The following is a 24,690-nucleotide window of genomic DNA, read 5'->3' as shown; positions in this document are numbered from 1 at the left end:
AATAAACCAACGATTTTTGTTTTTTACACTGTCTACTTGACAGGGAGCACTTCAAATTGAATCCCGGCTTTCTTTTTATAACTTTCTTTTTATAACCGCCGCTTAATTCGATAAGTACAACGCTGTCCTTGCTCAGCCAAGCACTCCGTTCGTTCCACATCAGCTTCCAGTAAATCGCGAAACAACGCCAATTCACACGCGCACGGTTCTTTATATAGTTGAGTCACCTGGGCTATCGGACAGTTGTACTCATGAAGCAGCCAGCTGCCGTCATCTACCGGCTCCGTTTCCACCATATATCCGTTCATATCTTGAATGTTGCCCAGAGCCTGCACACGTTCGTCGAACGATTTCTGACTGAGCTGTGGAGCGTATTTTTCCAAAAGCGATTGCTTCCGTCCTTCAAATAGGCGCTGTACCCCATTTTTCTCCTGCCATGATTCCATTTCCTTCAACAAATCAAGTATCAATTGATGATATTGCTTCGGGAACCGCTCGTTCCCGTTATCAGAAAGGCGGTACATTTGCAAAGGCCTGCCCATGGGCTGGCGAACCATGTCCGTCACTAGCAAATGCTCCTGCTGCATCGCGTAAAGATGTCTTCTGACGCCCATCTCTGTCATACCAAGCTCCTTCGCGAGCTGGGCCACGGACATGGAGCCATTCGTCTTCAGCAAAGTAAGCAGCTTCTGACGCGTTGTCACTTTACGTTCCGGTTGTTTCAATTTTAACCACCTTAACCTTGGTTGTCATCGTATCGTCATTGTAACGTATCATGTTCGTATAGACAACAAGGACACGCCAACTTTAGGCAAGATGCATTTCCTTGGCAATGAACCGCAGGACTGATTCTCCGAATTCCGGTAGCATGTCCGGGAGCTCCAGCAGCACTGGATGGATGTCATTTCGTTCCCACTCCGTGTAATGCTGCACCAACGCTCGACGCAGGCGCACCAATCGGAGAAGGGAGTCGTGATGCGAAGAAGATACGACCTGCTCCTGAACCAAAATATCGACGATATCTTCATAGCTGCTCGCATCCCGCATGAGAAAGCCGTCAATTAACAAACTGCCGACATCCGTCACAATCTCAATGGCGATATGCAGTGCCCGTTCCTGCGCGAAGGACGCGTATAAACTTCCATCCCAACGATTATTAATTTCAGTTACAGCTTGAACGACTTTTGGAATGAACGTTAACCGCTCATCAATTTGCTCTGTATTGACATAGTACATATTCTGGATCCTCCTTCGATGTTGGATATATATTGGTTCGTGCGCATTCAGACACAAAAAAAGGAGCTGAAAGCCCCTTCTCTTGTCCATTCAGCTTGGTTTATTCAACGACCAAAAAAGATTTCATATCGTCGTGACCCGTGCCGCACATGACAGAACAATGAATTTCATATTTTCCTGGCTTGTCGAACACGACGTCTTTCTCCATCTGACCATCCTTGAGATCGATGTCGAAATCTTTAATGCCTGCTCCATGGAAACCGGATTTGTTCACTAGCTTCAAGCGAACTTTCTCCCCGGCTTTAACCTTATATTCCGCTTGGTCGAACTTAAAATCATTGGTCGCTACGATCTTAACAAGCTGAACACCTTCCGGAGCTGCTTCCTCTGCTTCAGGTTGCGGCATGTTGAACAGCATCAATCCGGCGGCAAACAAGCACGCGACGCTGAACAATATGAACATCGTCCATTTCTGCATAACTGCTCTACGCCCCTTTGTCAGTTACAATCATCACCTTACATATTACAAAATGTTTCCTATTTCTCTCAATATAAACTTGAATATTTCGGAATCATTTTTCCAATTTGTGACGAAACATTGAACGAAATGAGGTTAGATTATGTAAGTAATTCCTTTTTCATTCAATAAAGCTTGAGATCACCTCTGATAAGGCCCGTTTCTTATACCTTCAGATCCTGGGCTATTATGTTCCTTGCGCAGTCTGAATCATGGGGAGAGTGAACAAAAGAGCGCTTCGACGACTCTTGGCCTTATCAATCTGAATGTTAGCTCCAGTTCCAGAGGGAGGGAGTCACTGCAATACACATCGATTGACCCACACATTTTTTCTCGCCACGTTTAGGTATTGTCGCCATAAGAAATTAACAAGACATGATGAGTTGGAGCTGGTGAACTCACAGTCCCATCATGTCTGCAATAGTTGGTTGCGTCATCATGACAGCTTATTTAGGTTCATTGGAATCCGATTTTAAAGAAGCGATGATGCTTTTTACTTTTGGAGGGAGCGGCAAGCCTAGTCGTGCATAATTCTCAGTAATGGAAATGAGCTCGTTCGCAAGATAAAAGCTGATGGTTCCGTCTTTGATCCAGCTTGTCCCGAACAGCATGTCCATGTGATGAGCCAATGTGACGATAAGCAGCATCAAGCCTTTTTTGGCAAGGCCCCAAAAACCGACCCTACTGCTTAATCCTTTATTTTGTTTTAGCGATGCGGCGATACCGGAAATATAATCTATCGCTATCGCTACCATAAATAAAGTGAGCAAATGACTCCACACTCCGAATAAAAATGCCAATACGATGCCGCATACCCCGCAGATGATGTTAATAACGATCAATCTCATAGACGTATCCTCCTCTAACGCGGGATATTCTATTGTATGCGTGTCCTTGTCCACATGGTGTCGGCACGTATACTACGTCAACTTACATGTGAAAGCGTGGTAGATGCATGCTTCTCACAACAAAAAAAAGACCTCGCATAATCGTGCAGCAACCCAAGTAACCTGGATATTATTGCCCACAACCAATCTGCAAGGTCTTCTCGACTATATTAACTATTTTTATAATTTGAAAAATTGCGGCAAGTAAGCCCGATTCGCTTCCAGCATCTCATCCAAGAGCGTCTTGGCTACCGATACCGAAGGAACTAACGGATGATGAACCATCGCTTGCAGTGCTATGCCGCGGTCGCCGCTGACCGCCGCTTCAATGGTCAACTGCTCATAAGTCTTCACCGCATGCAGCAATCCTTTAATATGCTCTGGCACCCGTCTTGGCGGCAGCGGAATCGGTCCTTGCGCCGTTACGACGCAATTCACCTCGATGCTTGCATCCGCAGGCAAGAAATCATAAGTATTGCCGTTGGACACGTTCAACGTTTGAATATCATGTTTATCCGTGTAGAGCGAATTCATCAGGTTAACGGCCGCTTCCGAATAATAGGCTCCACCACGCTGTTCAAGCTGCTTCGGCTTTACGCGCAGCGATTCGTCTTTGTACAGTTCGAACAATTCCGCTTCAACGCGGCTGACGACATCGGCACGCGTGCCGTCCTTCGATAACGCTTCCTGCATTTCGTCGAACATAACATCGGTCATGTAGAAATATTTCAAATAATACGTCGGAATGGCTCCTAGTGATCGCAGGAACTCAGCATCCCATCCTAGAGTCGGCACGTTCGTTGCTGTATAAGTTTTGCCGCCATCCAGCAGCTCCGGCAGTTTCTCTACCCCTTTCACCGCTGCGGAAGTGACCCAGTGCAGATGGTTGATACCGACAAATTCAGGCAGCACTTCGGCTTCGGTTACACCGTATTGTTCCGCCAAGAATTTCTTGAAATTAATCGGTGAGTTGCACAGGCCGATTGAGCGAACACGACTATGCTTTGTCACCGCTTCCGTCACGATTCCGGCAGGATTCGTAAAGTTCAGCATCCATGCCTCTGGGGCTAAGCGCTCAATATCGCGGCAAATGTCCAGAAGTACTGGAATGGTGCGCAGCGCCTTCATCATTCCGCCCGGGCCAGTCGTCTCTTGTCCGATAACACCGTGCATGATTGGGATATGCTCATCGCGCTTGCGCGCCTCTAGCAAGCCGACACGCATCTGAGTGGTCACGAAGTCAGCGCCTTCAATCGCGCGTTCGCGTTCCAACGTCAAATGCACATCGATCGGCACGCCCGCTTCTTTCACCATGCGTTTGGCAAGATTGCCTACGATGTCGAGCTTATGCTTGCCTGCTTCAATGTCGACGAGCCATAGCTCGCGAATCGGCATTTGTTCATAATTTTTAATAAATCCTTCTACAATTTCCGGCGTATAAGAGGAACCGCCACCGATGACTGCTACTTTCAAGCCTGCTTGTTCTCCCATTGCAAAGACCTCCTCATTTCAATACAAATTGATAATGATAATCGAAAGATAATCGCTTTAACTTTGAGGTAAAGCTTAGCCTTCATGAAAAGCGAATGATTTCAGACGAGCGTCCAATTCCGGACTGATCGTCATGCCGTCTTCATCCATTGCACTGAGCACTGCTCCGATGACCGGATCCGCTTCGAGTCGCACGCAACGAGCGTATGGCGCAGCCGTCTTCACCATACGGCTGATGGCTTCAATAAAATACGGCCCTTGTCCCCGCGTCAATACGCTGCCGATCAGAACAACATCAAAGGCTGCCTCTGTCATGTGAAGGCGTCGTATGAGCGCGTTAACGGCATTGCCGAGCTCTGTACCTTCCTCCTCCAATATGCGGAGCGCCACAGCATCTCCCTCTGCCGCCGCTAGGAACAGTGCTTTCACTAGGTCCCTGGGGACAGATTGAACGTTATCCAGCACATCGGTATACATCTCATCCACTGAGCTGTAGCCCAACTGTTCAAGTATAATTGGGGTCAGCTTCGTCGCTTCTCCTCGTCCGTCCCATGCGCGAATGACCGCACGAAACGCTAATACAGCCAAGCTCGAGCCTGCGCCGAAGCCGTCGCCGTACATATGACCGAAACCGCCGTATTGCAGCTCCTGCCCATTCCGGTTGCGAGCAGCGCTGTTGAAGCCCGATCCGCTAATGATAACCGCACCGTACGGACGGTTCGTGCCTGCTCGCATTCCGATCATCGTGTCACACGCAATGGCATGGCGTTCATAGCCAAGCTCCGCAATCATCGGACGCAAAATCGTGTAATCCGGCTCCCGATCTGCACCGGCAAGCCCGAAATAGGCAAACGTAACGTCGTCCTTAGTCAGATTGGCCGATTCAAGTGCCGCGTCACAAGCAAGGCGTATATTGCGCGCGGCAATGTCACGGTGGATCTGATGATTGCCGTTGCCGGCCAATCCTTTACCTAATACATTTCCATGTGCGTCAATTAGTAGGGCGTGTGTTTTGCTGCCTCCAGCGTCCACTCCCAAGTAGATGCTCATCAGTTCCTCTCCTATCTCTGGTTTTGTTCGGCGCCCCTGCAACAATCGCTGAATGCGCATACAACGCTTTATAGTTACCTTACACCTTTTTTTCAAAGATAGACTACTACTAATTTCGCAAAAACTAATACAATCTTACTGTTTATTCAATTGTCTTTGCTGACGAAGTTCACTGGGTGACATTGTGTAATGCTGCTTGAACAAGCGATTGAAGTTGGATAAATTTCGAAAGCCGCATTCTTCTGCGACATCAATTATCTTCTCGTCTGAGGATTCTAATAAATGAGCCGCATGGGTCAAGCGCAGCTGGATAAGGTAGTCAAGCGGCGAAGTGCCGACAGCCTGTTGGAACAATGCGCTAAAACGAGAAGGACTCAGATGAGCCAAATCCGCAAGCTGCTTCAATGTCCATTGGTAAGATAAATGCAGCTCCATCGTACGGATAACTTCTTTGAGCGCATGCATGCCACGATGCTTGACAGGTGCGGGATTGGCATCCGATACGGAAAAATGACGGTTCACCAATGCGAGAAATCGGGTCAATTGCGCGTGAACCACAGAAGGATAGGAAGCGTCTCTCCGGTCCATCTCAAGCGTAATATCCTGCAAAATATCGACAAGCTGCGGAATTGCAGGATGCTGTCGGCTTAGCAGGTTCGTAAACTGTACGCCCATTTCGCGAAATGGACGCAACACATCGTGATCATAACGGAGCTCCATGGCGAGAAGTGCCTGGTCGAACATGAACACGTCCATCGTAAGGTTGTCCGTTTCGAAGGCGCGATGCAGGTCATGAGCGTTAATTAGTAAAATGTCCCCTTCCTGAAAGTGATACTTCACCCCATTGATTAAATAAAACCCCCGGCCTCTGCGAATGTAATTAATCTCCAGTTCCCGGTGCCAATGCAATCGCTGAGAGCCGGGACTGACACCTTCTGTTGTTGCGGCCATGAACGGAAATGAATCCGGCAAATTAATAAGATCACGGATGATGGTCTGTGGTGTGTCCGTTCGGGTCATCCATTCTGTCTCATTGAAAAGTTCCATAACTACTTGATACCCTCCCTCCTGCAAGACTCATCGCATTCTCATATATCCATTACAACAAAAAATACGGATGACCGCAATTTCCGCCGGGTATAAATGGGTGAGACCTATTCGAGACTTGCATGGCAAACTGCACTGCAAAAAAATATGCCAATACGTGGTTTACGACTTTTTCCTTCGTTTTTCGTATTTTCTCACGTATTCAATAATCCGTCAGTAATAACTTTGCCTCCAGGATGTTATAATTTAAATTGACAAAGACACTCAAAAAACATAATATGTTACTTGCGAAAAATTTAAGGATGCAGGTGAAACGAAACGTGACCTATGAACCGATTGTAAAGGAAAAAACGTTAATCGAACGCAACGATTCCGAAAATCTTTATCAGGTAAAAGTGAAGCTGCAAGATGGTACGCTGTGCCGTGTGTTCTATAACCATGGCGAGAAAAGCATTAGCCGTTTACTGACGATTCCTTGTCCGATTTGCCGGAAAGACTTTATTTGCAAATGCTTGAATCGATTCGCGGATCAAATTGACAGCCAAGTGAATTTACCTGAAATGCTTGCTGAATAAGAAAATTGTCCTATTGCATTTTTAATACTGTGCATGGTACAATATAACAGGTGAACGGGGCCATAGCTCAGCTGGGAGAGCGCTTCGCTGGCAGCGAAGAGGTCAGGGGTTCGAGCCCCCTTGGCTCCACCAATCCATGTTATACTCGATGACATCTCTTAACGAGGTGTCTTTTTTGTGTTTGCTTACAAAAAAAGAACCCCAGCTTCCTCGGGTTCTTACATTTGTTGTTATTCTTGATGTTCTCCCAAAGAATTTTTGGATAGTAAATGATTCAATTCCTTCATGAACATATTAATGTCTTTGAATTGCCGGTATACGGACGCAAATCTGACATAAGCGACCTCATCAACCGGATACAGCTGCTCCATTACCAGCTCGCCGATAATGCGGCTCTCCACTTCGGCGTGCGCCGTATTGCGCAGCTGCTTCTCCACTTCCGAAGCAATCATCTCCAGCCGTTCTACCGATACCGGCCGCTTTTCGCATGCCCGAATGAGCCCGCGCAGCATCTTGTCCCGGCTGAACTCCTCCCGGCTCCCGCCTTTCTTAATGACGATAAGAGGCGTCTCATCTACCATCTCAAATGTTGTGAAGCGTCGGCTGCACAGCTCGCACTCACGCCTGCGGCGAATAGACTTATTATCATTCGCCGGACGAGAATCGAGCACCTTGGTTCCTAAATGATCGCAATAGGGGCACTTCATTTCATTTCCTCCGTCCTTTACGCCTGATGTTTAATCAATTTGATGAAAATCCCAATCGTTACCTGTAATGAACTTTACAAGAATGCGCACAATACAATTACCAACCGCAAGGAGGTGAATAGATATGAGCCAAAACAATCGTTCCAGCAACAACCTGGTTGTACCACAAGCAACGGCAGCACTCGAGCAAATGAAGTTCGAGATCGCTCAAGAATTGGGTATTGCCATCCCGCAAGACGGGTACTATGGCAACATGGCGACTCGTGACACCGGCTCGATCGGTGGATACATCACGAAACGTCTCGTACAAATGGCTGAGCAACAACTTGCAGGTCAATACAAATAAGTTAGAAGAAGCATCGGCTCAAGCGGTGATTTAAACATCGGCTCGTCCGATGCTTCTTTGTCATTTCAATGGTGTCGGATAAATATCTTTATATTTATCATAATAATGGATGACTCGTTGAACATACAACTTCGTTTCTCCATATGGTATTTGATTTTTGGCTGTTTCATATTGGCCGTCCCACACTTGCGTTCGCATCCATTTGTTCACATTTCCTGGACCCGCATTGTATGCGGCAATGGCAGCAATCCAATTTCCGTTGAATTGCTTGTACAGGGAATTTAAATACCACGTTCCTAAATGAATGCTGGGATCAACCTCGTTCTTCAGCTCATCCATCGTCCAGTGCCTCTGCAACTGTAACTGTTCCATCGCCCAGGTTGCTGTTTCAGGCATAAGCTGCATGACGCCAATCGCTCCTTTACGGGATTCACGCCCGGCTTGGAAATTCGTTTCCACTCGAATGATCGCCGCCACGAGAAGCGGGTCAACCTTATACTTTGCCGCATGCTTGCGTATTTCGTTCTCGTATGGAATCGGATACATCCAACGCCCCAACCATTGGGATTGAACGAACAATATAAACAACAAGCCCAAGAAAAGCGACAACAACACTCTTTTCTTGCGCAGAACCTTCATAACACGGTTCATAACAATCCTTTCTGCGACCAGAAACGTTCAACTTGCTGCTCCGTATATTCAAGTCCTTGACTGTTATCAATGACGACATCGGCAAGCGTGCGCTTCTCTTCAATGTCCCATTGCGACTGCAATCGGCGCTCCGCTTGTACCGCGTCAATTCCATCCCGCTGTATGAGGCGCTGAAGTTGGATTTCCTTCGGAACATATACAACGACTACAGATTCAAACATTTCCGTCAGACCCGATTCGTATAGCAACGGCACGTCCACCACAACGAGCTTATCAGGGTACTCCCCTTCCAACCTGCTTATTTGTGCTATCATTTCATGCCGGATGGCCGGATGAGTAACTCCCTCCAGCACTTTGCGCTGCTCCTCGCTAGCGAATACGACCTCCCCCAACCGCTTGCGGTCTAAAGAGCCGTCCTCAAGAAGCATGTCCGTTCCGAACAGCTCCGCAATCTTGTCCAGAACGGGGCTGCCAGGAAGGACAACCTCCCTGGCAATCCGATCAGCATCAACAAGCAGAGCGCCCCGTTCCACAAGCAGGTTAGAGACGGTGCTTTTCCCCGACGCTATCCCGCCGGTTAATCCGATGTTCATGCTTTCACCTCGTTTATATTTTGCTGTACTTCATTCACATCTGTAAAAGTTTCCTAAGCGTTCATGTTCAAAAAGATGCTTTGTAAATCAAAAGGGGACTTTTTGAACAACCTCTAGGAGAACAGCTTTATAATCCCCATCATAATTAACATCAACCCCGGTATGAACGTCAATTTCCCAATCCAGCTGAATTGAGCGCAAGCGATGCCCACTTGTAACCCGATTCGTAAAAAAGTGCCGCTGAACAACGCGATGATAAGCGCTGTAGCGAATGGCGGATAACCGAGCAAGGCCGCTCCAATTCCTGCGCCGAACGCGTCCAGAGACAAAGCGACGCCCAGCCATGCCGCTTCCGAGGAACTTATCGTACCGGAACGATCCATATCCGCAGCGCTAGGCGTATGCAAAATCTGAATGACAAGGCCGAGACTCCGCAATTGGATGCGGAAGACGGGCCGCGGTTCCGGATTCGAATCGGCTGTATCTGGATTCAAAGCTCCGGCCGTATCGTTGCCGCAGCCTTCTTTCTTCGTCCGGACATGGCTGCCTCTACTCTCATCACAAGTTGCTGACGAGATTACAGCGATGTCAGCGATGTCGCCCGCACGCGATCGCAGCAGCTGCACAATCGCCCAGCATCCAATTCCGATTAAGATGACGGAGCCAATCCACTGTGCAATTGATGCGGAAACGTATTGAACGAGCAGGGCGCCGACCTGCATCGACACCAAAATGACCAATCCAGAGCATAATGAAATAATGACGATCGACGTCCAAGGGATGCGAAGTTTGCGCAACCCGTATGTCATTCCTACTCCGAAGCTGTCCAAGCTTAGCGCAAAGGCCAATACCAGCATAGACGCTACTTGAATGAGCAACCCAGTTCCTCCCCGCCTGGCGGACACCGACAGCGATAGCGCATATCGGAGGCCACCGATGATATACATCCATCATATGGGCAGGAGCGGATAAGAGTGCATACGCAAGCTGTATCACTTCATCAGCTCAACGTTCAGCGGGTTATGATTGTTTTTGGCACAATCGGCAGTAATGCGTGCCACGCCCGCCGACCACGGTCTTCTCTATAATGGTACCGCAATGAATGCAAGGCTGGCCTTCCCGGCCGTACATTTGCAGTTGGTGCTGGAACATCCCCATCTCACCTTGTCCGTTCACGTACGACTTGATAGAGGAGCCGCCCGCCTCCACCGCTTCCTGGAGCGTAGCGATAATCGCTTCATGCAAGCAGGCATACTCCTCGTCCGACAATTGATCGGCAGGACGGAGCGGATTAATTCCAGCGCGGAACAGCGCCTCATCCACATAGATATTCCCGATGCCCACGACAACGTGCTGGTTAAGCAAAACAGGCTTAATATAGCTGCGCCGCTTGCGCATGGCCGCCGCGAACTGCTCAACGGTGAAGCCATCGGACAAAGGCTCTACTCCTAGCTTATGAAGCGGCGGCAGCATCCATTCTTCATCCGGCTTGAACAAATGCATCGTCCCGAACTGGCGGACATCCTTGTATCGCAGCTCAGTACCGTCGTCAAAATGAAAAATGACGTGCGTGTGCTTCTCCACTGGCTCGTCCGATGCAAAGACGCCGTAGCGTCCTTCCATGCGAAGATGGGAGACGAGTACGAGATCGTCGAGCAGAATGCGCAGAAATTTCCCGCGGCGCTCAACCTGCTGTACCGTATGTCCGCATAATGCGTCACAAAATTGATCTATATCGGCTGGCCGCTGAATAATCCGAGCGAGGGATACGGTGACCCGTTCGATCTTCTTCCCCGTGACCAATGTGTTTAACGTTCGTTTGATTGTTTCTACTTCCGGTAATTCCGGCATAATATATCACCTCGATGTCCATTATACCGAAAATATCCCGGATATGTGGAAATCGTGAATTTTACTTGGATTCATACCAGTTTTCACCTGAATTCACGTCCGCTCGCAGCGGTACGGCAAGCTGTAATGCTTGCTCCATTACTTCCGGCACAAGCTTCGTCATCGTATCAAGTTCATCAGGCGGCACTTCGAACACCAATTCATCGTGCACCTGCAGGAGCATTCGGCTCTGCAAGCCCTGTTCCCGCAGGCGCTCATCCATTTGCACCATCGCAAGCTTAATAATATCTGCTGCGGTACCTTGAATTGGCGTGTTCATCGCGGTGCGTTCGGCGAACGAACGCAGATTGTAATTCGACGCCGTGATATCTTTCAAATACCTTCTCCGTTCAAGCAGCGTCTTCACATAACCGTCCTGACGCGCTTGTACGACGATATCGTCCATATATTGTCTAACGCCTTGGAAGACGGCAAAGTACTGCTCGATAAACCTTGCGGCATCCTTGCGCGTAATATTCAAGTTCTGAGAGAGCCCATAATCGCTAATGCCATATACAATCCCGAAGTTGACCGCCTTCGCTTGACGGCGCATGTTGGCATCCACCTCATCCGGGCTTACGCCGAACACGTCCATCGCTGTCTTCGTATGGATATCCATATCATGAAGAAACGCTTCCTTCAACTTCTCATCACCCGATATATGGGCTAGAACGCGGAGCTCTATCTGGGAATAGTCGGCAGCAACAATATGCCAGCCCTGTTCCGATGGTACGAAGGCTTGACGAATCTTGCGTCCTTCCTCCAACCGAATCGGAATGTTCTGCAAGTTCGGGTATTGACTGCTTAAGCGGCCTGTAGCCGCAATGGTCTGACGGAAATACGTATGGACCTTGCCTGTCTCCTTGCGCACTTCCTTCAGCAGACCTTCAATATAAGTCGATTGCAGTTTCGCCATCTGACGGTAATGTAAAATGAGCGGAATGATGTCGTGATACGGTTCTAGCTTTTCCAACACTTCCGCATCGGTCGAATATCCGGTCTTCGTCTTCTTCATGACCGGAAGTCCGAGCTTGTCGAACAGAATTTCACCCAACTGCTTCGGCGAACCGATGTTGAATTCGGTGCCAGCCAACACGTAAATGCGCTTCATCGTCGTTTCAATCTGCTCGCTGAACTGCTCGCCTAGCTGCTGCAAGCTCTCAATCTTCACTTTAATACCTGTCTTCTCCATCTGAGCCAGCACTTTAGATAGCGGCAATTCCAGCTCGTAATAGAGGCGATCCATCTCCTGCTCGTGCAGCGTCTTCTCCATAAGCGGCTTTAACCGACGCACGAGCGCTCCCTTGCGCGCGCTATGCTCGGCCACTTGCTGAAGCTCGGGCACACGGAACTTGGCCCCTTTTCCATATACATCCTCATCGCTTGGGCTTGCGGGCAAGCCGTTCTTCTCTGCCACCGCCTGCAATGTAGCCGTCGCATCGTCCGGATTCAGCACATAAGAAGCTAACTGCACGTCAAAGCCTGATCCCGCAAACGGTATGCCTGTCCAGTGCAGCACAAGCTCGGCGTAGTGCATGTCATATCCGTTCTTCAACTTGCTCCCGTCACCCAGCCACTCGCGTATCGCTCCGGCCTCTTCGCTTAGCAGCTGCTCCTTAGTCAGGAACCAGCTTCCTTCCTCATAGGCAATCAGCATGCCGATAAGATCCGCCTGATGCGGATTGTCGCCGTGAGATTCCACGATGAACGTATCTGCCTCGTCCAGCGCTTGCTTCAATTCATCCCAGTTGTCGTCCACCAGACGAACATTCAGCTTCTCGGCTGACAGTGAATCATCGGCAACAGCAGGCTCGGCAACTGAAGAGCCATCCACCATGCCGATCTTCTCAATACGCTCGATGATCGATTTGAACTCAAGCTTCTTCAACGCTGGAATGGCGGTATCTCCCTTCAAGCCTGAAAAAGCCATCTCTTCCCATTCCTTATCCAAAGGCACTTCCCGAAAGATCGTCGCCAGCTTCTTGCTGAGGCGCGCATCCTCGGCATGGTTCGTAATGTTCTCCTTCATCTTGCCTTTCAGCTCATCAACATGCTCAAGTACGCTTTCCACACTGCCGAATTGATGCAGCAGCTTCAGCGCCGTCTTCTCACCAACCCCAGGGACACCCGGAATGTTGTCGGACGTGTCGCCCATCAGGCCCTTCATATCGATAATTTGCAGCGGCGCAAGCCCATACTTCTCCTCTATGGCTGCTGGAGTGTACTTCTCAATCTCTGTCACGCCTTTTCTCGTCAGCAGAACGGTGACATGCTCAGAAGCCAACTGCAGCATATCCTTATCGCCCGTTACGACAGACATGGATTGCCCCGATTCATCCGCTTGACGCGTCAGCGTGCCGATAATATCATCCGCTTCATATCCTTTAAGTTCAAAATGGGAAATACCCATTGCGGTCAACAATTCTTTCAATAGAGGAAATTGCTCGGACAATTCAGGTGGTGTCTTCTCGCGTCCGCCTTTATAGTCTTGGTAGTCGCCGTGGCGGAACGTCTCCTTGCCTGCATCGAATGCAACGAGCATATGCGTCGGACGTTCTTCTTCCAATATGCGTAGCAGCATCGTAGTAAAGCCGTACACGGCATTCGTATGTAAACCTTGCGAATTCGTCAGTGGGGGCATTGCAAAAAAAGCTCGATAAATAATGCTGTTACCGTCGATAACGATCCATTTTTCCATGATACAAAGCACCTCAATCCATTCTCTTGCTAACATGATAGCATAGCCTAGACCAGAAAAGGAAATCAGTCTCGCCCTAGACGACAACAACCGATCGGGTCTTTCTCCGATCGGTTGCAATGATTAATTATTCAGATCAGGACGCTCGTTCGTAACCAGATAGACAACCGCTTCACCGATGTTCGTCGCGTGGTCTGCAATCCGTTCGATATACCTCCCTACGAACGTAAGCAGCATCGCTTGGGAAGCGTTCTGCGGGTTCTCTACAACATAACTTAACAGCTCGCGGAAAATTTGGCTGTACAGTTGATCAACCTGGTCGTCTTCCTTCGCCATTTTATAAGCTAGATTCACATCTTCCCGCACATAGGATTGAATGGAGTCCGTTATCATCTGCTGCACGATTTCCGCCATACGCGGCAAATCGATAAGCGGCTTGATTAGCGTCTGTCCATCCATGCGCAGCACCACCTTCGCCACGTCGATAGACAAGTCGCCCATCCGCTCCAGGTCATTCGAAATGCGGAAGGCGACGAGGATGCGGCGCAAATCTTTCGCGACCGGCTGCTGTGTCAATATAAGTCTTGAACCGAGGTCGATAATTTTCTCTTCGAGTTGGTTCAATTCCACATCTTCAGATATGATATGCTTGGCGCGTACTGCATCCATCGTCTTCAAGGACTCAATTGACTCGGATAAGGCTCGTTCGACACGCTGCCCCATCTCTTCTAGCAGCCTGCTGAGCTCATTCAAAGCCAAGTCAAATTCCTTGCGCTTAATCATGCTTCACCCACTCTCCCTTTTCATGCGTGTTCAAAAATGACCCTTTTCGATGCTAAGTGACATCTTGAGATGCTTCGTGATCAAAAGGGGAATTATTGAACTGCCTCTTTTATCCGAAACGTCCCGTAATGTAGTCCTCCGTGCGCTTGTCGCTCGGATTGGAGAACAGGGTTTCCGTATTATCGAATTCCACCACTTCACCGTTTAAGAAAAATACCGTCTGGTCCGACACGCGCGCAGCTTGGTGCATATTGTGCGTAACCATGACAATCGTATAACGATGCTTCAATTCTTGAACAAGCTCTTCGATTTTAAGTGTAGATATCGGATCGAGCGCGGATGTGGCTTCATCCATCAGCAGGATGTCAGGGTTCACCGCCAGGGCGCGCGCAATGCAGAGGCGCTGCTGCTGACCGCCAGATAGACTGAACGCCGAGCGCTTCAAGTAATCCTTCACTTCGTCCCACAGCACCGCCTGCTTTAAGCTTTGCTCCACAATTTCATCCAGCTGCGATTTGCTGCGGGTGCCATGCAGACGCGGGCCGTAGGCAATATTATCGTAAATCGACTTCGGGAACGGATTCGGCTGCTGGAACACCATGCCGACCTTCTTGCGCAATGTTTCTACGTCCACTTCATTGCTGTATATGTCCGTACCGGCAATTTCAACCTTGCCCTCAATGCGCGTGCCGATGATCATATCATTCATGCGGTTCAGCGTGCGCAGAAGCGTTGATTTACCGCAGCCGGAAGGGCCAATGAACGCCGTCACCGCTTTTTCCGGAATCGTCATCGACACTTTCTTCAAAGCATGGTAAGTACCGTAGTAGAGGTCTAAGTCGCGAATGTCGATTAATGTTTTTAAGGCAGTTGCTGTGCTCATGCGATCGTCTCCTTACACGTTTTTCTGATATTTGTTGCGCAGCATCACCGCAGAGATGTTCATGATGATAAGCAGTGCCAACAGAACGATAATGCCCGCAGCCGCCAATTCGTGGAAGGCCAATTGCGGTCTCGATACCCAGTTGAAAATTTGAATCGGCATGACTGTGAACTGATCCATAATGCTCTCCGGAAGGAAAGCGACAAACGTGAGGGCGCCTATCATGACAAGCGGCGCGGTCTCGCCGATAGCCCGCGACAGTGCCAGAATGACACCGGTCAAAATACTTGAGATCGCGGAAGGCAGCACTGATCGCGATACCGTCTGCCATTTCGTGGCGCCAAGCGCGAAGGATGCGTCTCTGCGCGCTTTCGGCACGGCTCGAATCGCCTCTTGAGCGGATACGATAATAATCGGCAGCACGAGCAGCGTCATCGTCAGCGCACCGGACAACAAGCTGCGCTCCAGAGCCAGCCCGCGTACGAAGATCGTCAATCCGAGAATTCCGTACACAATTGAGGGCACGCCGGCCAATGTGCTGATATTTAATTGAATCAAGCGCGTGAACGCACTCTTCTTCGCATATTCCTCCAGATAGATCGCCGCTCCTACGCCGAGTATGAAGGAGATGGGAGCCATAATGAGCACCATATAAATGGAACCGACAATGGCCGATTTCATCCCGGCTTTGGCAGCCATCCGCGACGGGTAATTCGTGAACAGCTCCAGATTGAGACGGGATAAACCGTCCATCATAATTTGAATGAGCAAGGCCATCAAAGCGATAATACCGATGGATGTTGCTATGAGAAATAAAATATGAAGCGTCATATCGACTTTACGGCGATTGCTGATTTGTTTACGGTTAGCATCTTGTAAAATACTCATTCGTTTAGTACTCCTCCCTGAACCGTCTTGCGACCCACTGAGCGACAATATTCAGCAAGAACGTAATGACAAAGAGCGTCATCCCGACGGCGAAGATCGTACCGTACTCTATCGAGCCGTGCGGCGTATCACCCATGCTGACCTGAACGATGTATGCCGTCATCGTCTGAATGCTCTCAAGCGGGTTCAACGTCAGCTGCGGTGTAGCCCCGGCTGCAACCGTCACAATCATTGTCTCTCCGATGGCACGGGAGAAGGCCAATACAGCGGAGGACACGATGCCGGAAAACGCGGCCGGAACGACAATTTTGAGCGCTACTTCAAAGCGCGTCGCACCTAGTGCATACGCGCCATGACGCAAGCTCCGCGGCACCGCCATCATCGCATCCTCGGACAGCGACGACACCATCGGAATGATCATAATTCCAACGACAAGCCCCGCACTCAATGCGTTGAACACGCCCACATCTGGGAAGATGCTCTTAATTAACGGCGTGACGAACGACAAGGCGAAGTATCCGTACACAATCGTCGGAATACCGGCAAGCACCTCGAGCACCGGCTTGACGATTTTGCGAACGCGTGTCGGCGCATATTCGCTTAAATAAATCGCACTCGCAAGGCCGATTGGAATAGCAACGAGGCAGGCGATGACCGTCACCATCAGAGTACCGCCCAGCAGCGGCAATATACCGAACGATTTCGGTTCAATAAGCGGGCTCCATTTCGTGCCGAACAGAAATTCTGATATATTTACAGTTTTAAAGAAAGAGAATGTTTCAGAAAAGAGTGTGTATACGATCCCGATCGTGGTCAGTACCGACAGGGCTGCGCACATAAACAGCACAATCGGAACGATTTTGTCCGATATATGCGCTCTTTTGTTTTTAAAGGACATCGTTGTCTCTTGTTGCGGGAGATTACCCTGCATCGTCTTAACCTCTCTTTACTTCTTTTACAATTCGTTAACATTATCTTCGTGAAAATGTGATGTCCCAAACCTTCCGTATGGAGAGACATCACATTTGCTGCAGGTTGTATGATGCTAGTCTTACGTGCATTCACATACATTTAGACGAATCTAATTATTTCAACTTGCTCAATTGCTCGTCATATTTTTCTTGTGGAAGTGCTACATAGCCGACTTCTTTGGCGATGCTGCCGACATTTTGCAAGTAATATTCAACGAATGATTTCACTTCTGCCTTCTCCATGTGCTTCTTGTTCACATAGATGAGCAATGGACGGGACAATGGCGAATAGCTGCCGTCTTTAATCGTGTCTTGGGAAGGCGCTACTGTAGCAGTACCGTTGTCAACCGGGATGAGCTTCAGCTTGTCTTGGTTCTCTTCGAAGTAGGAATATCCGAAATATCCGATAGAGTTCTTGTCGCCTGCGACTCCTTGTACAATGGCGTTCGTGTCTGCGCTGAACGTCACTTGCTTGTCATTACGGCTTTCTTGCGCTTTGCCATTGATTTCTTCGGTGAAGTAGTCAAATGTTCCATGGTTGGCATCTGGCGAGTAAATTTTAATTTCTTCATTAGGCCAGCCTGCACGCACGTCCGCCCACGTCTTCACTTTAGAATTCGGTTCGTAAATTTTCTTCAATTCATCGATTGTAATTTTGTCGACCCAATCGTTGTCTTTATTGACGACAATCGACAAACCATCGTAGGCAACCATCAATTCCAAGTACTCAATGCCTTTTTCCTTCGCAGAAGCTGCTTCTTTCTCCTTAATCGGACGGGAAGCGTTGCTGATAGCCGTTTCGCCATTAATGAAGCGTTTGAAGCCGCCGCCGGTGCCCGACGTTCCTACCGATACGCGTACTTCGCCATGCTCTTTGCCGAATTCCTCAGCCATTGCTTCCGTAATCGGATATACTGTGCTGGAACCGTCTATATCAATCGTTCCGGACAACTTCTCAGGGCTTGCTGTTTCCGATGTCGAACCGTTCGTCGTGTTTTCTGTTGCTGTGTTTCCAGAGTTAGCGCTCGTATCTTCTTTTTTGCCTCCGCATGCCGCCAGCACTACGGTTAACGCTGCAACAAGCGTTAGCAGCATGATTTGTTTTCCCCATTTTTTCAAGTGTATCCACTCCTTTTGATTGGTTCGCTTTTTTAATCATTTCGTTTTTTCGTTTTCGTCTTACACTTTGTATCTTAAAGCTTGTTTGTTAAGCCTGTTTTTGTATTTTGTAAACGCAGTGTAAAATATTTATGGACGGTCTGACATTGTCGTTAATTGTCTGTACGCATCATGTGCGGTATCTAACATGCGCATCGCATAAGCATCCGCTTGCTCCAACCTGTGGCGGTTGTCCACGATCGCCCGGGACAGCTGCTCAAATTGCTTGACTGCGGTCGTAAGGCCCGATAAGGTCGTTTGCACTTCCTTATTCGTATGCTCGCTTGCTTGAATCGTTAGATTTAAAGCGTCTGTCATCTGATTGAGCGTAGCTTCAATTTGTCCGGTTGCTGACTTGGTGAGCGTAGCCAGCTTCCGCACTTCTGACGCCACCACTTGAAATCCTCTGCCGTGCTCACCGGCACGCGCCGCTTCTATAGAAGCATTTAACGCGAGCATATGGCAGGAGTCGGACCAACTTCGGATGACACCGACCGCTTGAGCCACCGCTTCAGTATGCTCCTTCAGCAGCTTCGTCTGCTGCGCTTGTCCGCCCACCTCTGCGACGACCTGATGAAATGAGGCAGCTACATTGTCGAGCACCGTCTTTCCTGTCGTCGTTTCTTCTATCATTCGGTCGGCATGCCATTTCCCGTCTGCCGCCGCTTCGCGAACATGCTCCGCCTCATTGCGAATCGTATCGAGCGCTCTGAGCGTCGAAGTTACCACTTCCTTTTCCTTGCGTTTGGAATTCGTACGGATTCGACTGGACAATAGCGATAACTGCTTCGAGGAAAGAATGCCGGTATACTCTTGATTGCGGGTGAAGACAATGCTGTCATACATCCGCTCTTCCGGCCGCGCCGCTGCAAGATCCAACAATTCTCCCGTATCCGTCCCCCACTCTACGATCAATGCATTACCATCCATAAGCCGCGTAATCGGCTTCTCATAGAACAATGCCGGCGAGAAGCGTTTGCTCATAAATTCATGGAATCGTTCCCGCATGACGATGCCAATCGGCTGCTTCCTATCGTTCCCTACTATGAGACACAGAAGAAAAGGATCGCGGCGAAATTGATGTTCCGCTTCTTCAATCGTCGTGCCCGCTTGAATAATGGGTGCTTGTCGTATGAGGTCATCATATTCGTTTGTTACGAGCCGCTGTTGCGGTTCCTCTTGAGTTCGCTGGGTCGTACCAACCTTCGTTATCATGAAGCTTCACCCCTACTATAGTCCTGAATTCCGCCCTAAGTCCCAATGTAGCACGGGATTGTAAATGTTCTGTTTTGTAAAAGTTAAGATATTGTAAATCATCTTGGTTTGTGAAATAACGAGCTTTATTTTACATTTATTGTGCGAATTAGGTATAGACAAACTTTTGTAACATCTTGTTCATCACCCATTCACATTTGTTGTGAAATGAATCACATTATTTGTTTAATATATAAATAAGCAATGATATAGATCACAATTTAAGGCGGAACCGCTCATTTTTATTAACAAATCGAAGGAGGTTTCGTGATGGAATCCGATAACAAACAAGCCGATCGAATAAAAAAACAGGAAAAGATGCTCATTATCGTCAGTTTTGCGGTAGGCGCCATCATGCTCTTATCTTTTATCCGACGCTTCTTTTAAAAAGTCCCGTTAATCACGAAGTATTCCAAGAAGCGGCGCAATTAAGCGTTCATTCATTGTTCATTGAGGAGTGATAGAGAACATGTTCAACTACGATCCAGTCCTGTTCAGCCGTATTTTGACGGGACTTACGCTGTTTGTGCACATTATTTACGCCACGATTGGCGTCGGTGTGCCGCTCATTATCGCTCTTGCCGAGTGGATAGGCATCAAGCGGAATGATCCGCACTATCTGTTGATGGCACGCCGTTGGGCACGCGGATTCACCGTGACGGTAGCCGTTGGCGTCGTTACCGGTACAGCTATTGGCCTGCAGCTCAGTCTGTTATGGCCGAACTTCATGCGTGTTGCCGGTCAAGCCATCGCACTGCCACTGTTCATGGAGACATTCGCGTTCTTCGTAGAGGCGATTTTCTTGGGGATTTACTTGTATACCTGGGATCGCTTCAAAAACCGGATGGTTCACTTCCTGTTGCTTATCCCGGTTGCCATTGGCTCTTCCGCATCGGCGTTCTTCATTACTACCGTGAACGCATTCATGAATGCGCCGCGCGGATTCGATATGGTAGAAGGTCAAATGACAAATATCCAACCGCTGCTCGCCATGTTCAACCCGGCTATGCCGACGAAGGTCAGCCACGTGCTCGTCACGGCATACGTCACGTCCGCCTTTCTGCTGGCGGCGATTGCGGCGATTGCAGCGATTGCGATGCTGCGCGGCCGCAATCATACGTACTACAAGAAGGCGTTGCGTCTGACGATGACTTCGGCGCTTGTCTTTGCGCTTGCTTCCGCCCTTATTGGGGATTTGTCCGGAAAATATTTGCATGAATATCAGCCCGAGAAGCTCGCGGCGGCCGAATGGCACTTTGAGACGACAGATAAAGCATCGCTCATTCTCGGCGGCATTTTAACGGAAGAGAATGAAGTCAAATTTGCAATCAAAATTCCATTTGCGCTCAGCATTCTGGCCGGAAGCACACCGGATACGGTTGTGAAAGGCTTGAACGAAGTTCCGCCAGACGAGCTTCCGCCGCTGCGGCCAACGCATTATTTCTTTGATTCCATGGTGTTCATTGGTATCTATTTGACGCTTGTCGCACTCTGGTACGTCATATGGCAACGCCGGAAGCGCAAGACAGGCAAGCCGATTAGCCGTATGCTGCTCTGGGCCATCGTCATTGGCGCGCCGCTGGCGGTTATGGCTATCGAATCCGGTTGGATGTTCGCGGAGATCGGCCGTCAGCCATGGATTTTATGGAAGGTCATGACGGTAGCCGAAGGCGCGACGACATCGAACCACGTCGATACGATGCTATGGCTGTTCGCCTTGCTCTATGCCGTACTTACTCTGACCGCGATTAGAGTCCTGATCCGGATGTTCAAGGACAATCCTGCAGAAGAGGAAATTGCTGCGCTCGGGATTGAAGGAGGCACGAAGATATGAGTTACGAACTGCTAGGAATTACGGTGCTTTGGATATTTCTGTTCGGCTATCTCATCGTGGCGTCGATTGATTTCGGCGCTGGATTTTTCAGCTATGTAAGCTCCATTACAGGCAAGCGCCATATTATCAACAATGTCATCGAACGCTATTTGTCTCCGGTCTGGGAAGTGACGAACGTCTTTCTCATCTTCTTCTATGTCGGACTGGTCGGATTTTTCCCGGATGCCGCTTATTACTACGGTACGGCACTGCTTGTCCCGGGAAGCTTGGCGACAATACTGCTGGCGATTCGCGGTTCTTATTATGCGTTCAGCACATACGGCTTCAAGAACAACCGTGTCTATATGTTCTTGTACGGTGTCAGCGGATGGCTCATCCCCGCGGCATTGTCGACGGTGCTGGCCGTCTCGGAAGGCGGATATATTACGGAACAGGGAGGCTCCATCACATTCGCCTTCGGGAAACTGTTTACGAACATTTATCCGTATTCCGTTATCCTGCTTGCCCTCGTGAGCGTGTTGTACATTTCAGCTATGTTCTTGACATACTACGCTGCGAAAGCAGAGGACAGCGCAGCGCTCGAAGTCGTGCGCAAATATGCCTTATTCTGGTCTACACCGACGATTCTGGCTAGCTTGTTCGTATTCTATGCGATTCGAGGACATAACTTAGATCACTTTAACAACATGGTGTCGAATGCATGGATGTTCATTCTGTCGTTCTTGTTCTTCCTCATTGCAGTCTTCTGCGTCTGGAAACGCCGCAATTATGGCTGGGCGTTCGCTTGCGTCGTTCTGCAGTTCGGATTCGCCTGGTTCGGTTACGGAAAAGCCCATCTGCCATATGTGCTTTATCCGTACGTCAACATCCACGACAGCATTACGAATCCTTCGATGGCGACCGCGCTAATCGTCGTATTCATACTGGGCTTGCTTATACTGATACCGTCATTGTTCTTGCTGCTTCGCTTGTTCCTGTTCGATGCGAACTATGTGAAAGGCAACAAAACCAAGGCTTAAAGGAGGATTCGGCAATGGAGAACTTTCTTATTTTCTACGCCCCGCTGATCATCGTGGCCTTGTCCATCGGATTCGTATTCTGGTGGGGCGCCCGCGTTAAGACGGATGAGGAGTAAACAGGCTAGCGCATTGGCCCGTGCGTGCGCCTTTTGCAACGAAGACTGACTTTATAACGGCAACAGCCCTCGCGAAGAGAATTCGCTGAGGGCTGTATTTTTATGAGGATTCTATAGCTCCTGTTCAAGCGTTGCTTGCTGCCGCAAATGATGGCGGAGGTGCATTTCAATCAGCTGAAACCATTCCAGCGCGTTTAAATAACCGAGCTTTGGATGCTTGACTTTCCGATTCCCGGGAATCTCATGCAGCTTCGCCACCCACGATTGTGCCTGCTCCCACACCTTTTCCAAGCCTTCTGCCAGCTGTTCCTTGCTCTCCGGCTGAGACGGCGTATATTGCGGTGAATCCGGAACTTTGATTTTGATTGGCGGAAAAGAGCCCATTTGAAAAATTCGCTGCCCGTCTTCGCTCTTTCCTTCTGCCGTATCCGTTGATTCTGCTTCGGCGCACTTGGCAATCGCGCCGATCTGCATGAACATAGCCGATTGAATCAGGTGATTGTACATTTGTCCGAGCGACCACTGATCATCGTTTGCCTTATAACGCAGCTGCTCGATCGTATATGGATCAAGTCCATTCCGATACTGTTCTACGAGCGCTCCGATGTTTTCTAATCCTTCAAGCGATTGCCGATTTTCTGCCATGACTATATCCCTCTTTCTGTTGGTTATACATACATCATAAAAGATAGCTCCTGACAACCTTATGTCAGGAGCGCGGAAGTCATGTATACTTTTTGGAGCGCGGCAATTTCCTCCTCGATTCGCTGGACCAAAGACGCTGGTTCCAGCACCTTCGCACGATGCCCCCAGCCAAGAATCCAGCTTAGCACCTCATCCTCGCGACGGACAAGCAAGGTCACGAGAAGCCGCTCTGCCTGCTCTACATACGAATCGATATAGAAATATCGAGAAGCCAACACCTGTGGCGCAATATCAAGCGTGAAACAAACCCGAACTTGAACGGTTCGATCATTCTCCTTCTTATATGCTGTCAGAGAAAAGTTCGGATCTCGCAGAAACTTCTCTTCCGTCGGCAGCAAAGCTCCGATGCGGTCGAGACGAAAATGACGCATATCCTGCCGAAGCTCGCAATACGCAACGAGCACCCATCCGCCTCCAACATATATAAGTCCATACGGATGAATCTTTCTGCGGGTCGACGACAAGTCGCCGTCGCGGCCGCTGCGCTTCCCATGGTAATCGATTTGCAGCACGCGATTCTCCTGGACGCCTTCACGAATCATTCCGAAGAGGCGCGTATCCGCCTCTATATCTTGACCGTGCAATGCCGAAGACTCTGCGTAAGGGGCAGGCAAAATCCGTACCTGTTGACGCAGCTCATCCACCTGATCTCGCTGACTGCTGCTCAGCAACGCCTCGATTTTTCGATGAGCCGTGCGAGCATGCTCCTTCCATGGAGAATAGAAAATCGATTCCACCAGTTCCCCGCCGCAAAGCAATAGAATTGCTTCCTCGGGCAGCAACGACACTGGCGGCAGAAAGTAGCCTTCCATTAAAGAGTAGCCTTGTCCCGGCACCGCGCAAATCGGAACCCCTGCTTCCGACAGCGCCAGCATGTCCCGATATACCGTTCTTACACTAATTTCAAACTGTTCCGCTAAATCCTCTGCTCGGCACAGCTTCCTGCTGCGAAGTTCGAGAAGCATAGCGAGCAACCGATCCGTCCGATTCATCGCATCACCTTTTTACATCTGATATAACCTTATGATAACCTGAATCACCTTATGGCTCCAGCTTGTACATCCACTATGGTTCGCGCACTGCGGCACTAATACGCCCTTTCACTCGTGCTGCGTCGCATTCTGGCTGACGGTGATTTGCTTCACTCGCCCCTTTGCTTCGTTCTCCCCTTCCATCAGAAGACGGCACACCAAGGACGATTCTGGCTCACTGCTGTTGTCGGCCGCTTCATGGCAGGGTTTCTATACGAAACGACATGTATCATTTCTTCCGTCGTTACCATTCCTGACTATGCGGGAGAATGGACATAAGGGCCATTGCACAAAGGTCCGTTAACAATATTCTCGTTTTAAAAAAGAGGCAGCCATTCTGAATGAAGGGGAGAGTGAGGC

The 24,690-nt window shown here is 49.2% G+C and carries 26 protein-coding genes and 1 tRNA gene; 6 read left to right on the top strand and 21 right to left on the bottom strand.

All coding sequences use genetic code 11. From position 1 onward, the window contains the following. Positions 1-89: 89 nt before the first annotated feature. The 7 genes from LQV63_RS18615 to LQV63_RS18585 all read right to left on the bottom strand — a co-directional run bounded on the left by LQV63_RS18615 (position 90) and on the right by LQV63_RS18585 (position 6,228). Positions 90-725, bottom strand: a complete 636-nt coding sequence (locus LQV63_RS18615; protein ID WP_019422832.1) for a helix-turn-helix transcriptional regulator — start codon at positions 723-725, stop codon at positions 90-92. An 82-nt stretch (positions 726-807) separates the two neighbouring features. After that, on the bottom strand, positions 808-1,236 hold the full coding sequence (locus tag LQV63_RS18610; RefSeq protein WP_019422831.1) for a DUF86 domain-containing protein: 429 nt from the start codon (positions 1,234-1,236) through the stop codon (positions 808-810). Positions 1,237-1,336: 100 nt separating this feature from the next. After that, the gene (locus LQV63_RS18605; protein ID WP_233697848.1) at positions 1,337-1,714 is read right to left on the bottom strand and encodes a cupredoxin domain-containing protein; all 378 of its coding nucleotides are present in this window, start codon (positions 1,712-1,714) and stop codon (positions 1,337-1,339) included. A 485-nt stretch (positions 1,715-2,199) separates the two neighbouring features. Further along, complete coding sequence (locus LQV63_RS18600) at positions 2,200-2,601, bottom strand: phage holin family protein (protein WP_233697847.1); 402 nt, start codon at positions 2,599-2,601, stop codon at positions 2,200-2,202. Positions 2,602-2,820: 219 nt separating this feature from the next. After that, the gene (locus LQV63_RS18595) at positions 2,821-4,131 is read right to left on the bottom strand and encodes a 6-phospho-beta-glucosidase (RefSeq protein WP_019422828.1); all 1,311 of its coding nucleotides are present in this window, start codon (positions 4,129-4,131) and stop codon (positions 2,821-2,823) included. A 75-nt stretch (positions 4,132-4,206) separates the two neighbouring features. Continuing rightward, positions 4,207-5,181, bottom strand: coding sequence for an N-acetylglucosamine kinase (locus LQV63_RS18590; protein WP_019422827.1), 975 nt, complete (start codon positions 5,179-5,181; stop codon positions 4,207-4,209). Positions 5,182-5,316: 135 nt separating this feature from the next. Continuing rightward, positions 5,317-6,228 carry an AraC family transcriptional regulator gene (locus tag LQV63_RS18585; protein WP_233697846.1) on the bottom strand — a complete coding sequence of 304 codons (912 nt, stop codon included), beginning with the start codon at positions 6,226-6,228 and terminating at the stop codon, positions 5,317-5,319. 308 nt (positions 6,229-6,536) lie between these two features. Between LQV63_RS18585 and LQV63_RS18580 the strand changes: the two genes are divergently transcribed. Together LQV63_RS18580 and LQV63_RS18575 are read left to right on the top strand one after the other, a co-directional pair. Then, positions 6,537-6,803, top strand: a complete 267-nt coding sequence (locus LQV63_RS18580; RefSeq protein WP_233697845.1) for a hypothetical protein — start codon at positions 6,537-6,539, stop codon at positions 6,801-6,803. A 56-nt stretch (positions 6,804-6,859) separates the two neighbouring features. After that, a tRNA-Ala gene (locus LQV63_RS18575) sits at positions 6,860-6,935 on the top strand. A 98-nt stretch (positions 6,936-7,033) separates the two neighbouring features. Here LQV63_RS18575 and nrdR read toward each other — a convergent pair. After that, positions 7,034-7,510, bottom strand: coding sequence for a transcriptional regulator NrdR (gene nrdR, locus LQV63_RS18570; RefSeq protein WP_019422824.1), 477 nt, complete (start codon positions 7,508-7,510; stop codon positions 7,034-7,036). A gap of 124 nt (positions 7,511-7,634) precedes the next feature. Between nrdR and LQV63_RS18565 the strand changes: the two genes are divergently transcribed. Continuing rightward, complete coding sequence (locus LQV63_RS18565) at positions 7,635-7,856, top strand: alpha/beta-type small acid-soluble spore protein (RefSeq protein ID WP_019422823.1); 222 nt, start codon at positions 7,635-7,637, stop codon at positions 7,854-7,856. A 60-nt stretch (positions 7,857-7,916) separates the two neighbouring features. Here LQV63_RS18565 and LQV63_RS18560 read toward each other — a convergent pair whose 3' ends face one another. The 11 genes from LQV63_RS18560 to LQV63_RS18510 all read right to left on the bottom strand — a co-directional run bounded on the left by LQV63_RS18560 (position 7,917) and on the right by LQV63_RS18510 (position 19,586). After that, positions 7,917-8,507: a lytic transglycosylase domain-containing protein gene (locus LQV63_RS18560; protein ID WP_019422822.1), complete on the bottom strand. Its 591-nt coding sequence runs from the start codon at positions 8,505-8,507 to the stop codon at positions 7,917-7,919. Beyond that, positions 8,504-9,100 (bottom strand): dephospho-CoA kinase, encoded by a 597-nt coding sequence (gene coaE, locus LQV63_RS18555; protein ID WP_233697844.1) that lies wholly within the window; start codon positions 9,098-9,100, stop codon positions 8,504-8,506. The genes LQV63_RS18560 and coaE overlap by 4 nt, the downstream gene beginning before the upstream one ends. Before the next feature lie 113 nt (positions 9,101-9,213). Beyond that, positions 9,214-9,978 (bottom strand): MntP/YtaF family protein, encoded by a 765-nt coding sequence (locus LQV63_RS18550; protein ID WP_233697843.1) that lies wholly within the window; start codon positions 9,976-9,978, stop codon positions 9,214-9,216. 142 nt (positions 9,979-10,120) lie between these two features. Further along, positions 10,121-10,951, bottom strand: a complete 831-nt coding sequence (mutM, locus tag LQV63_RS18545) for a DNA-formamidopyrimidine glycosylase (protein WP_233697842.1) — start codon at positions 10,949-10,951, stop codon at positions 10,121-10,123. A 61-nt stretch (positions 10,952-11,012) separates the two neighbouring features. Next, on the bottom strand, positions 11,013-13,688 hold the full coding sequence (gene polA, locus LQV63_RS18540; protein WP_233697841.1) for a DNA polymerase I: 2,676 nt from the start codon (positions 13,686-13,688) through the stop codon (positions 11,013-11,015). A 123-nt stretch (positions 13,689-13,811) separates the two neighbouring features. Then, complete coding sequence (gene phoU / locus LQV63_RS18535; protein ID WP_019422817.1) at positions 13,812-14,471, bottom strand: phosphate signaling complex protein PhoU; 660 nt, start codon at positions 14,469-14,471, stop codon at positions 13,812-13,814. 109 nt (positions 14,472-14,580) lie between these two features. Beyond that, a complete protein-coding gene (pstB, locus tag LQV63_RS18530; protein WP_019422816.1) occupies positions 14,581-15,354 on the bottom strand; it encodes a phosphate ABC transporter ATP-binding protein PstB in 774 nt (257 codons plus the stop codon). Between the two features lie 12 nt (positions 15,355-15,366). After that, entirely contained in the window at positions 15,367-16,242 is an 876-nt protein-coding gene (gene pstA / locus LQV63_RS18525) for a phosphate ABC transporter permease PstA (RefSeq protein ID WP_019422815.1), read from the bottom strand. Between the two features lie 4 nt (positions 16,243-16,246). Next, on the bottom strand, positions 16,247-17,173 hold the full coding sequence (gene pstC / locus LQV63_RS18520) for a phosphate ABC transporter permease subunit PstC (RefSeq protein WP_233697840.1): 927 nt from the start codon (positions 17,171-17,173) through the stop codon (positions 16,247-16,249). A 154-nt stretch (positions 17,174-17,327) separates the two neighbouring features. After that, a complete protein-coding gene (locus tag LQV63_RS18515) occupies positions 17,328-18,332 on the bottom strand; it encodes a PstS family phosphate ABC transporter substrate-binding protein (RefSeq protein ID WP_233697839.1) in 1,005 nt (334 codons plus the stop codon). Between the two features lie 129 nt (positions 18,333-18,461). Beyond that, complete coding sequence (locus tag LQV63_RS18510; protein WP_233697838.1) at positions 18,462-19,586, bottom strand: methyl-accepting chemotaxis protein; 1,125 nt, start codon at positions 19,584-19,586, stop codon at positions 18,462-18,464. A 508-nt stretch (positions 19,587-20,094) separates the two neighbouring features. Between LQV63_RS18510 and LQV63_RS18505 the strand changes: the two genes are divergently transcribed. From LQV63_RS18505 to cydS, 3 genes are read left to right on the top strand one after another with little or no spacing between them, the layout of a single operon-like run. Further along, positions 20,095-21,459, top strand: a complete 1,365-nt coding sequence (locus LQV63_RS18505; protein WP_233697837.1) for a cytochrome ubiquinol oxidase subunit I — start codon at positions 20,095-20,097, stop codon at positions 21,457-21,459. Beyond that, entirely contained in the window at positions 21,456-22,478 is a 1,023-nt protein-coding gene (locus tag LQV63_RS18500) for a cytochrome d ubiquinol oxidase subunit II (protein ID WP_019422809.1), read from the top strand. Before LQV63_RS18505 ends, LQV63_RS18500 begins: the two co-directional genes overlap by 4 nt. Before the next feature lie 14 nt (positions 22,479-22,492). After that, a complete protein-coding gene (cydS, locus tag LQV63_RS32100) occupies positions 22,493-22,594 on the top strand; it encodes a cytochrome bd oxidase small subunit CydS (protein WP_019422808.1) in 102 nt (33 codons plus the stop codon). Positions 22,595-22,705: 111 nt separating this feature from the next. Here the strand turns inward: cydS and LQV63_RS18495 are convergent, their stop codons facing one another. Both LQV63_RS18495 and LQV63_RS18490 read right to left on the bottom strand, forming a co-directional pair. Beyond that, a complete protein-coding gene (locus LQV63_RS18495; protein WP_233697836.1) occupies positions 22,706-23,239 on the bottom strand; it encodes a DinB family protein in 534 nt (177 codons plus the stop codon). A 59-nt stretch (positions 23,240-23,298) separates the two neighbouring features. Next, positions 23,299-24,291 (bottom strand): helix-turn-helix transcriptional regulator, encoded by a 993-nt coding sequence (locus LQV63_RS18490; RefSeq protein ID WP_233697835.1) that lies wholly within the window; start codon positions 24,289-24,291, stop codon positions 23,299-23,301. Between the last annotated feature and the right edge of the window lie 399 nt (positions 24,292-24,690).

It is taken from the genome of Paenibacillus profundus (assembly GCF_021369635.1).
GTDB lineage: Bacteria > Bacillota > Bacilli > Paenibacillales > Paenibacillaceae > Paenibacillus_B > Paenibacillus_B profundus.
Note: the sequence above shows the minus strand (reverse complement) of the source record. Positions and strands in the feature narration are given on the sequence as shown.